This is a genomic window from Pauljensenia sp. 27098_8_83 (assembly GCF_041432695.1).
GTDB lineage: Bacteria > Actinomycetota > Actinomycetes > Actinomycetales > Actinomycetaceae > Pauljensenia.
The window spans coordinates 15,657-29,143 of the sequence record NZ_JAPWAD010000016.1 but is presented as its reverse complement, the minus strand read 5'-3'; the positions used below and the strand labels follow the sequence as shown (position 1 = coordinate 29,143).

At 65.9% G+C, this 13,487-nt stretch carries 17 protein-coding genes; 12 read left to right on the top strand and 5 right to left on the bottom strand.

The genetic code is table 11. The annotated features are described in order from the left end of the window. Nucleotides 1–6 precede the first annotated feature (6 nt). From O3656_RS07025 to O3656_RS07005, 5 genes are all read right to left on the bottom strand, one after another. Nucleotides 7–870: an ABC transporter substrate-binding protein gene (locus tag O3656_RS07025; protein ID WP_500063266.1), complete on the bottom strand. Its 864-nt coding sequence runs from the start codon at nt 868–870 to the stop codon at nt 7–9. Between the two features lie 216 nt (nt 871–1,086). Further along, entirely contained in the window at nt 1,087–1,536 is a 450-nt protein-coding gene (locus O3656_RS07020) for a cupin domain-containing protein (RefSeq protein ID WP_500063265.1), read from the bottom strand. A 53-nt stretch (nt 1,537–1,589) separates the two neighbouring features. Further along, entirely contained in the window at nt 1,590–2,882 is a 1,293-nt protein-coding gene (locus O3656_RS07015; protein ID WP_500063264.1) for an amidohydrolase family protein, read from the bottom strand. Between the two features lie 84 nt (nt 2,883–2,966). Then, a complete protein-coding gene (locus O3656_RS07010) occupies nt 2,967–4,433 on the bottom strand; it encodes an adenosylhomocysteinase (protein WP_500063263.1) in 1,467 nt (488 codons plus the stop codon). A gap of 132 nt (nt 4,434–4,565) precedes the next feature. Beyond that, a complete protein-coding gene (locus O3656_RS07005; protein ID WP_500063262.1) occupies nt 4,566–4,790 on the bottom strand; it encodes a hypothetical protein in 225 nt (74 codons plus the stop codon). A 242-nt stretch (nt 4,791–5,032) separates the two neighbouring features. Here O3656_RS07005 and O3656_RS07000 point away from each other — a divergent pair, with 242 nt between their 5' ends. The 12 genes from O3656_RS07000 to O3656_RS06945 all read left to right on the top strand — a co-directional run bounded on the left by O3656_RS07000 (nt 5,033) and on the right by O3656_RS06945 (nt 13,448). Continuing rightward, the gene (locus tag O3656_RS07000) at nt 5,033–5,758 is read left to right on the top strand and encodes an ABC transporter ATP-binding protein (protein ID WP_500063261.1); all 726 of its coding nucleotides are present in this window, start codon (nt 5,033–5,035) and stop codon (nt 5,756–5,758) included. After that, complete coding sequence (locus tag O3656_RS06995) at nt 5,755–7,122, top strand: FtsX-like permease family protein (protein ID WP_500063260.1); 1,368 nt, start codon at nt 5,755–5,757, stop codon at nt 7,120–7,122. Before O3656_RS07000 ends, O3656_RS06995 begins: the two co-directional genes overlap by 4 nt. Before the next feature lie 165 nt (nt 7,123–7,287). Beyond that, nucleotides 7,288–7,569 (top strand): hypothetical protein, encoded by a 282-nt coding sequence (locus O3656_RS06990; RefSeq protein ID WP_500063259.1) that lies wholly within the window; start codon nt 7,288–7,290, stop codon nt 7,567–7,569. A gap of 107 nt (nt 7,570–7,676) precedes the next feature. Further along, nucleotides 7,677–8,546, top strand: coding sequence for an HAD-IIB family hydrolase (locus tag O3656_RS06985; protein ID WP_500063258.1), 870 nt, complete (start codon nt 7,677–7,679; stop codon nt 8,544–8,546). Between the two features lie 70 nt (nt 8,547–8,616). Beyond that, complete coding sequence (locus O3656_RS06980; protein WP_500063257.1) at nt 8,617–9,090, top strand: hypothetical protein; 474 nt, start codon at nt 8,617–8,619, stop codon at nt 9,088–9,090. Nucleotides 9,091–9,141: 51 nt separating this feature from the next. Beyond that, entirely contained in the window at nt 9,142–9,624 is a 483-nt protein-coding gene (locus tag O3656_RS06975) for a hypothetical protein (RefSeq protein ID WP_500063256.1), read from the top strand. Between the two features lie 187 nt (nt 9,625–9,811). Further along, nucleotides 9,812–10,315, top strand: coding sequence for a hypothetical protein (locus O3656_RS06970; protein ID WP_500063255.1), 504 nt, complete (start codon nt 9,812–9,814; stop codon nt 10,313–10,315). A 40-nt stretch (nt 10,316–10,355) separates the two neighbouring features. Beyond that, nucleotides 10,356–10,835, top strand: a complete 480-nt coding sequence (locus O3656_RS06965) for a hypothetical protein (protein ID WP_500063254.1) — start codon at nt 10,356–10,358, stop codon at nt 10,833–10,835. A gap of 134 nt (nt 10,836–10,969) precedes the next feature. After that, nucleotides 10,970–11,545 (top strand): hypothetical protein, encoded by a 576-nt coding sequence (locus tag O3656_RS06960; RefSeq protein ID WP_500063253.1) that lies wholly within the window; start codon nt 10,970–10,972, stop codon nt 11,543–11,545. An 87-nt stretch (nt 11,546–11,632) separates the two neighbouring features. Then, complete coding sequence (locus tag O3656_RS06955) at nt 11,633–12,151, top strand: hypothetical protein (protein ID WP_500063252.1); 519 nt, start codon at nt 11,633–11,635, stop codon at nt 12,149–12,151. Nucleotides 12,152–12,542: 391 nt separating this feature from the next. After that, complete coding sequence (locus O3656_RS06950) at nt 12,543–12,896, top strand: hypothetical protein (protein WP_500063251.1); 354 nt, start codon at nt 12,543–12,545, stop codon at nt 12,894–12,896. A 96-nt stretch (nt 12,897–12,992) separates the two neighbouring features. Beyond that, a complete protein-coding gene (locus tag O3656_RS06945) occupies nt 12,993–13,448 on the top strand; it encodes an iron transporter (RefSeq protein ID WP_500063250.1) in 456 nt (151 codons plus the stop codon). Nucleotides 13,449–13,487: the final 39 nt, after the last annotated feature.

Here is a 13,487-nt window from a genome sequence, read left to right as displayed (position 1 = left end):
GGGGCCTCACTTGAGGGTGGGCACGTTCTGTGCCTCGTTCAGCCACTTTTCCTGCAGCTCAGCGAGCTTGCCGGACGAGGCCAGGCGATCGACCGCTGCCGAGACCGTGGGGGTCAGCTTGGAACCCTTGGGCAGGACGATGCCGTACTGCTCGCCGCCCGTGGTGTCGTCGAACTGGCCGATGATGACGCCGTCATCGATCTGCGCGGAGACCATGTAGAAGGCGGTCGGCAGGTCGACGACGATCGCGTCCACGCGGCCCGTCTGCAGGGCCAGGACCGTGTCGTCGGAGGAGTTGAACATCTGAAGCTTCTGGCTCAGGCCGGACTCCAGGTGATCGGAAGCGAACTGCTGCGACGTCGTGCCGGCCTGGACACCGATGAGGACGTCCTTGAGGTCCGCGATGGACTTCGCGCTGGCGGCCGGGGTGCCGGCCTTGGTGATGATCGCCGAGGTGGTCGTGTAGTACGGGGACGTGAAGTCGACGGCGTTCTTGCGCTCGTCGGTGATGGAGAACTGCTGAATGTTCAGGTCCCAGTCCTTCGCGCCGGGGGTGATCGACGAATCGAAGGTGGCGCGCACCCACTGGACGTTGTCGGAGCTGTAGCCGAGTTCCTCGGCCAGAGCGTAGATGACGGCCGACTCGTAGCCTCCGCCCGAAGACGGGTCATTGTCGAGGATCCACGGCGAGTAGGCGGGATCGGAGGTGGCGACGGTGAGCTTGCCTTCCGTCACGGTCGGCAGGGCGCCGGGGCCGTAGGTCTGCTCGGCATCGGAGGAAGAAGAGGAGCTCGTACCGCCCGTGCAGGCGGCCAGGCCGAGTGCCGCGACGGCGGCGACGGCAGCGAGGGAACGGACAGAGCGGCGCATGGGGCCTCCCAGTGACGTGAGGAAATCCGCCGGTGAGGGCGGGTCTGACTCGATGAGAGTATCGGTGCGCCGAAAGACGCGCTGACATAGGTCCGATGCACGAAACAATGAAACGAGGCCTGGACTGGGAAAACGTTGGAATCGCGAGGATTTCAGGGTGGTGGGGGATGGGACACAGTGGCGTGCGGGTATGCGAAAGGGCCGGACGCCGGTGGGTTAGGCCCCCTCGGCGAGCTTCCAGTCGTCGAAGGTGAACTCGGGGGAGACGACGCAGGTGGCCAGCGCGTAGTCGCCGCGGGCGAAGGTGCGCTGCCAGGTGCCGGCGGGGACGAGGATCTGTACGGGGTTCGCCGGATCGGAAGCCACTGTGCCGGCGGGAGACCCCAGCGTGACGATGCGTGGGTCGGCGTCGGGGGCGTTGCCGTTGCCTCCCAGGTGCACCTCGAGGGCGCCGGGTCCGGACCAGATCCACAGTTCGTCGGAGTGGACGAGGTGCCAGCGGGCCTCCTCGTCGCACTCGAGGAGGAAGATGATCGCGGAGGCGCTGTGGCGGCTCCCGCGGGGCGTGTCCACCTGCGCCGGTGCAGTCCACGTGCGGCGGTAGTGCCCGCCCTCGGGGTGGGGCGCGAGGCCCATCGCGTCAATCAGCGGGGAAACGTCGGTCATGCGACACTCCAAAGGAAGAGAAAAGGCAGGTCTGCGACAGGGAAACGAAGGAGTTAGTGAGAGGCCGAGTAGCGCACGCGCCCGGAGACGACCGTCTCGATCACGTGCCCGGCACCGTGGCGGGCCACGGTGTCGATGGTGTCCACGATCGAGGTCACGGGCACGTCGACGACGCACATGTCGGCGACCGCGCCCGACTGGAGCTGGCCCAGGCGGTCGGGGCCCGTCGCCAGGCCCATCGCGGTGGCACCGCCGAGCGTCGCGGCCTGCAGGAGGCGGCGCGCCAGGTCCTGGTCCTCATACCCCTGGGCGCGCGCCAGATCGAAGAGGAGGGCGACGTCCTCGAGCAGGTCGAGGGAGGGGGAGGAGGACAGAGAATCCGTGCCCACGGCGATCATGTTGCCCTCGGTGAGGTAGGCGGCGACGGGAGGTGCGTCCAGGCCGATCACGCGATTCGAGCGCGGGCACAGCGCCACGGCCGTCTGGCGGGCGCGCAGCCGCCTGCGGTCGTCGGCGCGCATGTACACGCCGTGCGCGACGTGGCAGTCGGGCCCGAGGACACCCAGCTGATCGACGAACTGCGTCGAGGAGAAGCCGCCGCCGCGCGAACGCATCGCCGTGAACGACGAGGAATGCTCGCTCTTCCACAGGTCCGCGAGGTCGGTCGTGCGCGTCTCGGACCATTCGGCCTCGGAGTGGGATTCGCCCAGGTGAATGTGGATGCGCATGCCGCGTCGCCGGGCCATGTCGGGCAGGTCCAGCAGCGGCTCGGCGTCCAGGGAGTAGGGGGCGTGCGGGGAGATGCCCACGGCCGGAGGGGTCGGCATCGCGTCCAGAGACTCGGAGACTTCGCGTTCGCCGCGCGCCCGCCACTCCTCGTTCGACCAGCTCATGACCTCCCAGTAGGCGACGCCGTGCAGGCCCGCGTCGTGCAGGGCCGAGGCCGCGGCGGCGTCCGTCACCACGTCGGCGGCGGCGGTCGTGCCGCCCTCCAGGAGCAGGCGCGCGCCCGCTGCCGCGTCGCCTCCCCAGTCCAGGCCGCCCGCGTCGTAGACCTCGTCGAAGGCGCGCGCCCAGCTGTCGAAACCGCGGTATTGTCCGGCTCCCACGGTGGCCATGCCCGTGTACTGCAGGTGCGTGTGCGCATTGACGAGGCCGGGGAGCAGCACGCCCTCAAAGTGGCGTTCCATGAAGGAAAGGCCGCGCTGCGTGAGCGTCTCGATGACCCAGTCGCGCGCGCCCACGTGTTCGATGCGCCCGTCGCGCACGGCAACGGCGCCGTCGAGGATCGAGGGGGCGGTGATCGGGATGACCATGCCGGCGGACCAGACGACCACGTCGCTCATCGGGGACCTTTCAGTGGGGGACGCTGACTAACAGTGTAGAAGTGGGGCGGGCGCACCCGCCCCAGCGGTGGGCGTGAGCTGCGACTATGACAGGGAGAGGGCGGCCAGCGCCGCCGCGGCCACCGCGTCATCGGCCTCGCGCGGCAGGTCGTGCAGTCCGGGGGCCAGCTCGCCTTCGCGGGTGAGGAGCTCTCGCAGGGACGCCAGTTGCACGCCGAAGCTCATGTCCATGATCTCGATGGGATTCCCCTCGCCCGCCGTGTAGTTGATCCCCTCACCGTGCTCAAGGACGCGCAGCGTCTTGCCGGAGGGGCTGGTGAGGGTCTGCACGTGGGGATCGCCCGACTCGGCCATGACCCAGGACGCGGCCACGGCCTCGTCGATGGACACCTCCCCGTCGACCCCGCCGGCGACCGTGACGATCGCGCCGCCCGGGGCCGCCTCCAGCGCGCTCAGCGGGATCGTCGAGCGCTCGCCCGTCGCGGAGATCAGCATGCCGGCGCTCGCGGCTGCCTCCTCAAGCGAGGCCACCGCGAACCCGTCCATCGACGCCTGCAGGGCACGCACGGGATCTAGCTCCACGACGGTCACGCGGGCACCGAGCGCCGCGCCGAAACGCGCGCAGCCGCGACCCACGTCACCGTAGCCGATGACGACGACGCTCATGCCCGCCACCGGCGCGCCCACGCCACGCGGGTCGATGAGGTCCAGGATTGTCGTCCAGCACGACTGACCCGTCCCATAGGCGTTGTCGAACAGGGTCTTCGACCGCGCGTCGTTCGAGGCCATGACCGGAATGCGCAGATCGAAGGAACGCAGCGGGCGCAGCCCCGAGGTGGTCTCCTCCGCCGCGCCAACCAGCGCGTCCAGGACACCCGGGCAGGCATCCGTATCGTGCGCGAGGCGGATCAGATGAGAGCCATCATCCAGCAGGAATTCGCTGCGCTGGGACAGGAACTCGCGCGCGAGCTCCCACTCGCGCTCGCGGGAGGCGCTCGAGTCCGCGAAGACGGGGATTCCGGCCTCGCGCAGGCGGGTCGCGACATCCTCGCGGGTCTCGGAGGCCCAGCCGAAGACGCTCACGCGTGCTCCCGCCTCGGCGAGCATGAGCGCCAGCGCCGCGGTTTTCGGCTCCAGGACGAGGGAAAGCACCACGCTCCGGCCCGCAACCAGGGATGCCAGCCCCCGGGCCGAAGCCTCGGTGACGGGCATGTGGGCGCGCGCCCACTCGATGCGTCCCTCGTCGCCGGGGCCCGTGATGGTGCGCCCGTCGGGGGCGATGACGGCGCGGAAGACGCCTCCGGGCGCCAGGACCGTGATCGCTCCGGGCGTGGGGGCCGCGTCCTCCTCGAGCGAGAAGACGACCGGGGGCGAGGCCGGGGTCCCCTCGGCGTCCAACATCGGGCGCACGTGGGCACCGAAGGCACGCAGCAGGGCGGCGAGCGTCGGGTCATCCGTCGCGAAGGAGCGCCCCGCGATGAGCATGTTCGTGGCCCGCGCGTAGGCGCGTAGCAGCAGCTGGGCGGCGAGTGGATCCAGGGCGGGATTCATGCGTCAAAAGTAGCAACTGGGTGCCTGCGCGTCCCCGCGAGGGCGTGTGAGTACTACGTGAGGGCCCCTCGAGGAACTGCCCGCGGGTATGCAAAAGGGACCGGGCCCTGCGGCCCAGCCCCTTTCGTCAGATCACTTGCCGAGCTTGTCCTTGGCCTCGCCGACAACCTCGGTCGCCTTGTCCTTGGCTTCCTCAGCCTTGTCCTGGGCTGCGTGGGCGGCTTCCTTGGCCTTGTCCTTGGCCTCGCCAGCCAGCTCGGTGAGCTTGTCCTTGGCTTCCTCTGCCTTTTCCTTGGCCGCGTCGGCGACCTTCTCGAGGCCTTCTTCAGCCTGCTTCTTCAGATCTTCCAGACCCATGGTGTTCTCCTTGGAGTAGTGCCGTTCCGACAGTCAGAACGGATACGGCCGATCCTATCTGTCATCTGACCAGGTGGCCTGAGGTGTGGGAACACAGTCCCGTATGCTGGCGCGAGGGCTGACAGAGTGCTGCGTGGAGCGGTGATGTCCGCCATTTTCATTGGGGTGTCGGGGGACTCTCAGGGGGCAACCAGGGCAGCCCCTCATGGAAGTGAGATGGGCCTCGGGAATAGCGTGGAGGCATGACAGAGAACAATGCGGGCCTGGTGACCCGAGCACTGACGAAGACATACATGCGTGGGAACACGCCCGTTCACGCCCTGGCGGGCGTCGACCTGACGCTCCCGCAGGGCACGCAGGTTGCGATCATGGGTCCCTCGGGCTCCGGTAAGACGACGCTCCTGCACTGCCTGGCCGGCGTGCTGCGACCCAGCTCTGGGTCGATCACGCTCGACGGCGAGGAGATGACGACCATGTCGGAGCGTGTGCTGTCCGACCTGCGCCTGCGTCGCTTCGGCTTCGTGTTCCAGGACGGCCAGCTCCTGCCCGAGCTGCCCACGGAAGAAAACATCGCGATGCCCCTCATGCTCGCGGGTACGCCCAAGTCGCAGGCCCTGGGCCGCGCTCGTGAGATCCTCGCGAACCTCGGCCTCGACGGTGCCGGCCCCTATCGCCCCGGCCAGCTCTCGGGCGGCCAGGCCCAGCGCGTCGCGATTGGTCGCGCGCTCGCCACCGATCCCTCGGTGATTTTCGCGGATGAGCCCACGGGTGCCCTCGACCAGGCGACCGGCGGTGAGGTCATGTCCCTCCTGACCAGCGCCTGCGCCACCACGGGTGCCTCCCTGGTCCTCGTCACCCACGACCCCGCGGTCGCCGCGCGCCTGCCGCACACGATCCACGTGCGCGACGGTCGCATCTCCCTTCAGGGACGAGGCAGTGGCGCGCAAGGCCAGGGGGTGGCCCGATGAGCGCGGTACGCACCGCCGCCGGGGCGCTCCTGCGGTCGCGCGACCGGGCGACGTCCGTCCTCACGGTCGCGGCCTTTGCGCTCCCGCACGCGTTCCTGCTCGCGGTCACAGGTGGCGTCATGGCATTTGGGGCGCGGGCTGCCGTGGCAGCGACGTCGGCCACGGCTGACGATCCGTCGAGCCTCGACGGGATGGCATCCTTCTACGTGATGCTCGCGTACTTCGCGGCGACCCTGCTCGTCGTTCCCATTATTTCGATGGGTGCGGCGGCCGCGCGCCTGGGCATGAGTCGGCGCGAGCGTGACCTCGCGGTCCTGCGCCTCGTCGGCCTCGCGCCGGGAAAGACGAAGCTCGCCTGCATCATCGAGACCTGCGTGTTTGCGGTTGTTGGCGTCGTCGTCGGCTCGGTCCTGTACGCCGTGACGCTGCCCGCGTGGGGTGCGCTGTCCTTCCAGGGCCGCCCGATGGGAGTGTCCGAGATGTGGGTGGGGGTCGTGGCTCTCCTTGTCGAGGGGCTTGCCATGATTCTCCTGGCCGCCCTGTCCTCGTGGCTGGCCATGCGCAAGGTCGCGATCACGCCCCTGGGCGTCGCGCGCCGCAGCCAGGCGGGCCGCGTGAGCGCGGTCGGCCCCGTCCTCGGCCTGGTCCTCCTCGTCCTGTGGCTGAGCGTCGGCACCCTCGCGATGAACCTGGGAACTGCGATCGGCTTGGCCGTGTTCATGGGCTTCATGGGCGCGATCTTCCTCATCGTCAACCTGGTGGGCGTGTGGTCGATCAGCCTGATGGGCCGCATCATGGCGCGGGTCTCGCGCAGCCCCCAGATGATGGTGGCGGGCCGACGCATGGCCGACGATCCGCGCGCCGTGTGGCGCTCCTTCGGGGCGGTGGCCCTCGTCGGGTTCCTCGTGGGCATCATGTACCCGGCGAGTGACGCGATCTCCATGAGCGGGGACCGGGCCGACGAGGTCGCGCTCATCGTCATCGGCGACATCAACAGGGGCATGCTGCTGACCTTCGCGATTACCCTCGCCCTCGGGGCCGTGTCGACCGCGGTCAATCAGTCGATCCGCGTCCTCGACTCCGCCGACCAGGTGCGCGCCCTGTCCTACATGGGGTCCCCGCGTGGCTTCATGGATCGCAGCCGCCGCCTCGAGGTCGCGATCCCCGCGTTCGTCATGATCGTCGGCTCGATGCTGCTCGGCATGGTGTTCATGTCACCGATGCTTGCGGCGGGTGCCGGAAAGGGATTCCTCATCGCGCTCGCCTCAGCGATCGTCGGCGTGGTCCTCATCGTCGTAGCCTCCGAGGCGACCGTGCCCCTGCGTCGTCGGATCCTCGCGGGCGTGCGCGAGGGACGAGAGTAGCTCGCCGGCATCTGCGCACGTCCGGGCCCCGGCCTCGTCCCCCTATTGACGAGGCCGGGGCCGATCCGTATTCACACCGACAATCTCGAACACAAAGGTGTGTGACGCACGCCTCATAAGTGCTAGAATGATGCCATTGAACCGCATGAATTCAACGGAGAGACCGTGTATCACTCGTCTTCCCAGTACTCGCATGCTGGGGGAGTCGGCGGTGCCGCGCGAGGAGCCCAGGTCACCAGGCCATCCGCTCGGCGTCGGCGCCCCGCGCCGCCCTCGTTCCCGCCGACCGTGCGCCCGCAGACGCGCGCCGCGCTCGATGAGGAAATTTTCGCGCTGCACACGCCCGCCCAATACTCGCTGCCCGTGGGGGCACCTCGCCTCCCGCGCTTCAGCGCCTTCGTGGCCGCCGCGCTGCTCATCGTGGCCGTTGTCTTCTGGTGGTTCTAGTCGCCTCTCTTGCTTCCGCAGCACATGCCGTGTGAGGCAGCGTGAGGTTGCCCCGGCCTCGTCCCAGGTCGTGAGCACCCGGGTCCCCAGTCGGGCACAATGGATCCATGACGACACCCACCCCCACTGACCCCGCGCGTTACGCGGGTGCCGACCTGCGCCTGGCAGCCGTCGACATGGACGGCACCCTCCTGGACGACGACAAGAACTTCCCGCCCGGCATGGACGAGCTGCTCGACCAGATGGACGCGCGCGGCGTCACCTTCGCGCCCGCGTCCGGCCGGCAGGTGTGGACCCTCATCGACATGTTCCCCGGCCGCCCCGGCATGACCGTCATCGGCGAGAACGGAGGCATCGTCATGCGCGACGGCGTCGAGGTCTCCTCCAGCCCCCTCGACGCCCCCACCATGCGCGAGGTCGTCCGCCTCGTGCGCGAGGCCACCTCGGGCCCGGATGGGATCGACGGCGGCCTGGTCATGTGCGGCAAGCAATTCGCCTACGTCGAGCGCACCGACGACCGCTTCGTCGACGGCGTCATGCCCTACTACCACCGCACGAAGCGCATCGACGACCAGATCGCCATCATTGACGCCATCGAGGCCGGGCAGATCGATGACGCGATCGTCAAGCTCGCCGTCTACGTCATTGGGCCGGTCCAGGCGCTCGCGGAGGCCACCCTGGCGAACTTCGCCGACACGCACCAGTACGCGATTTCGGGTGCGAACTGGGCGGACCTGCAGATCCGAGGCGTCGACAAGGGGAGCGCCGTGCGCGACCTGCAGCGCTTCCTCGGTGTGGATCGCTCTCAGACCGCGGTCTTCGGCGACGCGGGAAACGACCTGTCCATGATGAGCGAGGGGGACCTGTCCTTCGCGATGGCCAACGCCTCCCAGGACGTCGTCGAGGCCGCGCGCTTCGTCGCGCCTTCCAATAACGAGGCCGGGGTCGCTCAGGTGCTGCGCGCTCTCCTGGTGTAGCGCTCCGTTGCACGGGTAGGAACTTACCGTTAATCTCAATTCTTGAAATACTTGTTGGACGGAGGACATCGTGAGCGTGCCCGAATACGCACAATATGGAGGCAGACCGCCTCAGGCAGGCGTAGCGCAGCCGGGCGTAGCGTCGCAGGTGGGGATTCCGACGGGAGAGCCCGCCTACCCGGGTATGCAACAGGTGCCTCCTCAGCCCGCCGTTTCCCCCAAGAAACAAGGCGGAAAAATAGCGAGCCGGGTATCCCTGATCTGTGGGGTCCTCGGACTGGTCATCGTCGGCGCAACAGCGTTTGCTATGTGGTATATGATCAACGATCTCACACCGAATTCAGACCCTAGCGGAGCGGACATCATCGGGTTTTTCCCGCTCTTCGCGCTTGTGGTCATGGGCCCCGTGAATATGGTCGGATTCGTCACCGGAGTTCTTGGCGTTGCATTCACTCCGAAAGCAAAGACAGTCGTCGGATGGCTGGGTATCATCCTCAATGCGGCCCCCTACGTGGCGCTCTTTGCCAGCATGTTTATCCTCTAGCCGATGAGCGCGCGTAAGTAACGACGTGAGTAACGATCAGAGGAGCGGCGAATGAGCGTACCGAACAACAACCCGCAGCTGAATGGCTATCCGGGAACACAAAGCCCGCAGGGGGCCACACCCTACCAGGGGAGTGTGCCTTACCCGGGTGGTATTCCTCAGCCCTACGACGGGGTGAGCACGGAGGCAGGCAAGAAGAAGATCCCGATTGCATTCTTCTTCGGGATCGCGACCTGGGTGGCGATTCTCCTGATCATCGGCGTGACGGCCTTGATGATAGCGAATTCGGCCGACGAGAGCGCCTCGGCGAGGGATGGGATCGCCATTATCCCGATGTTTGGGTCCTGGATCGTCGTGCTGCCCCTCACCATCTTTGGCCTGGCCACCGGCGCATCAGCGAAGAAACACCTGATGACGCGCAAGCAGCTCATCATGAACAGGATCGGTTTCTGGCTGAGCATCGCCCCGTTCGTCGTCTTCTTCCTGTTCTATGCCTGTATCGTGATCGCGAGTATCGTCGAAAGGGGTGTCTAGTCGATGGACCAGCATCAGCAGTACCCTCCTGCCTCGCCCGCGCAGCGTGCGCTTGTGGGGTGAGTGCGTTTTGCGTGGGGGTTGTCTTGTCGTTAGTCTCAATTCTTGAAAGATTTTTCGGCAGGGGAGATGTGGGGGTTCTTCACAGTCTCGTTGCTGCATGTCGGTGCAATAGAGGAGGAATCTGATGAGCACGCCCTATCCTCAGCAGCCTGCGGGGCAGCCCGCAGTTCCCGCGCAGCCTGTGCAGCTCGCGCCGCAGGGGTCGCCGCAGGTTGTGCCCCAGGCGGGAGTGCCATATTCGCTGGCGCCCCAGCGCCAGGTCCCGGAAAAGATCAGTAGGCTGTCCTTCATTTTTGCGATCACCGGACTGGGTGTCCTGGTTCTGTCACTCCTGTACTGCGCCTATATCGTTTTCACTGCTGTGCACAGTGACCATCCCGAAGGCGGCGGCTTTGTGTGGATCATTCCGTTCGCTGTATACATGTGCCTCCTGCCACCCATCAATCTTGCCGGTCTGATTGTTGGCTTCCTGAAGGTGGGGCCCTCGGTCTCTGGCCGACAGCGGATGTGGAGCCTGCTCGGTATCGGCCTGAATATTCTTCCCTGGGTGATCGCTGCAGCTCTCCTTGTCTGGATTCGCACGTCGAGCTTCCCCGGTGTTGCTGGCGCCGTGCTGGTTCTCGGATGACTATTGTCTGCGAATAGCGCCTATTGAGTGGAGGAATCTGATGAGCACGCCTTATCCTCAGCAGCCTGCGGGGCAGCCCGCAGTTCCCGCGCAGCCTGTGCAGCAGGCACCGCAGGTTGTGCCCCAGGCGGGAGCACCCGCGCAGCCTGCATATCAGGGGGTCGCGCCGGGCTATGCGCCCGCGGCGCAGGGGCCTGTGGTTCAGAAGGTGAACCGGGCGTCGATCATCCTGGGTATTGTCGGGTGGGTCCTCGTTGGTCTCACGGTATTGGGTACGTGGCTGGCTATTCGAGCCATCCCGTCCGATGCTGACCCGAGCGGTGCTGACATCGTCGGCTTTTTACCTCTCCTCGGCATGCCATTCTTTGGCTCGGTGAACCTCGCTGGCGGCGTTATTGGGATCGTCGGGGCAGTGGGCAAGCCGAAGACGCGCAAGCTCAACTGGCTGGGAATCCTCCTCAATGCGAGCCCGTACGTCGTTTTTCTCGCCCTTATGATGGCGGCAACGTATTTCCACTAGGCCGCCTAGCTGTGGGTCGTCCCACGCATCGATGATGATTGATGGCGCACGCCCAACGATGGCATGCCCGAAAGGGCGTACGGCTGGGCGAGCGTACAATATCGCCGCGATGGCCAACTCATGAAGGAGAAGCTGTGACAACACCAGATCCTCACGTCCCGAATATGAACACCTATCCGGGTGGGCAGAGACAGGGCGGGCAGCCCGCGTCGCAGCCGTATGTGCCCGCACGGCCCGTGCAGCCCGCAGTTCCCGGAGTGCCCGCGCAGCCTGTGCAGCCTGTGCCGCAGGGGTATTCGGCAGTGTCCCAGGAGGGAGCACCCGGGCAGCCCGCATACCGGGGGGTGCCTCAGCCTGTGGCACCATATTCGCTGGGTCCCCAGCGCCAGGTCCCGGAAAAGATCAGTAGGCTGTCCTTCATTTGTGCGATCACCGGACTGGGTGTCCTGGTTCCGTCACTCCTGTACTGCGCCTATATCGTTGACAGTGCTGTGCACAGTGACCATCCCGAAGGCGGTGGCTTTGTATGGATCATCCCGTTCGTCGTGTACATGGGCGTTCTTCTGCCCATTAATCTTATCGGTCTGATTAGTGGCTCCCAGAAGGTGGGGCCCTCGGTATCCGGCCGACAGCGGATGTGGAGCCTGCTCGGTATCGGCCTGAATATTCTTCCCTGGGTGATCGCTATTGGTCTCCTTGTCTGGATCTGACTGCCTAGTTTCCCTGTACTGCCGGGGCCACACTCGTCTTCGGATGACCGTTGCATGTAAATAACGTTAATGAGACGGAGGAAGTCAATGAGTATGCCGTATCCACAGCAGCCTGCGGAGCAGCCCGCAGTTCCCGCGCAGCCTGTGCAGCCAGCGCCGCAGGGGTATCCGACGGCACCCCAGGGCTATGCGCCGGGCTATGCCCCCGTGCCCCAGGGACCTGTCGTTCAGAAGGTGAACTGGGCGTCGATCACCCTGGGTATTGTCGGGTGGGCCCTCATCGGTCTGACGATACTCGTCATGTGGCTGGCTATCGAAGCCAGTGCGTCCGATCCTGACCCGACTGGCAAGGAAGTGTATGGTTTCTTGCCTCTCTTCGCCCTGATGTTCATTGGCCCGGCGAATCTCGCTGGTGGGATTATCGGTATCGTGGGGGCCAGCGGGAAGCCGAAGACGCGCAAGCTCAACTGGCTGGGAATCCTGCTCAACGCGAGCCCGTACGTCGTTTTCGCAATCCTCATGATCGTTGTGATTGTTGCCGCGGCGGGGACGTCCCACGCATCGATGATGATTGTTGGCGCACGCCCAATGATGGCATCTCTGTAAGGGTGCGCGGACGAGCGAACCTGCTGATGGTGTCGCGACGATCAACTAATGAAGGAGCGACTATGACCACACCGGATTCGCACATCCCGAACTCGAACGCCTATCCGAGCGGAGGGAATCGGGGTGTGCAGTCGTATGTGCCCGCGCCGCAGGGGGTTCCCCAGGCGGGAGTGCCCGCGCAGCCCAGGTGCCGCACGCTCTCCTCGGGCAGCCTTCCTTGCGTGCAACCCACCTCTCCGATAATCTCAATTCTTGAAATACTTTTTGGGGAGACGACGTCGGCTCCCCGCGATGATGAAGGGACCCCGTTATGTCGAATGGACAGCGACCTGTCGCTCCGCCACAGGCTGCGGGTACGTACCCTCAGCCCGGCTATCCGCAGGGTGTCCCGGTGCGCCCGCCCAATTCCTCGGCCCTCGCACGCAAGGCGCTCGCGTGTGGAATCGCCGCATGGGTCCTCTCGGTCCTCACCATCGTGGGCGCTGCTGCCCTCGTGCACACCGCTCGCGCGATGCGTGATGCCAGTGGGCTTGGGTGGATCGGCTTCGTTGCCCCAATGGTGATCCTCCTCGTTCTCATCGTCCCGACCATCATGTGTTCCAACGCAGGGCTTAAGGGCATGGCCTACGCGTCGACCCCGCGGGAATTCACAATGAGCAAGCTCGGTAAGCGTCTGAGTGATACTCACTGGATCCTGCTGGTGCTCGCCTTCGGGGCCGAGTGTATTCGGGAGATGGCCAACTAGTACATGCGTTTTCACAGGTAGTGTGTGACCGAGAAACAGGCGATGACAGGGGCGGGTGAAGCTCGCTGACGCCTGTCACTGATGGAAGGACAGACTGTGACAACACCGAACCCGTACGTTCCCGAGCCGAACGCCTCGCCCATGATGCCTCCGCAGCAGCCGTTCTCCCAGCTGCAGGGCGGTGTAGCTCCTCAGGGGACACCTCATCAAGGCATGCAACAGTACTGGGCGGCTCAACCCGCTGCGCAGGGCTACCCGCAGACCGGGTATGTGGGCTATGGCTACGGGCCCGTCGCCCCCGTGAAACCTCGCAAGTCGTTCAAGCTGGCGGGCACTTTGTGTGCGGTAGGCATGCTGCTTGCGCTCTCACCCTTCATTGCGTGGACCGTCATTGACCTCATTCCGGGCAATCATGGAGACGGCGGAGATGGCATGTACTGGCTTGCAGTCGGAATGATGTTCTACATTCTGCCGATCGGCCTCATCCTTATCATCGCCGCCATCATCACAGCCATCATCGTTGCCGTCACGAACTCTTCCGCAAAGGGTTGATCCCCTGATCACGAGACCCCGCGCCGGCCTCGTCAATGA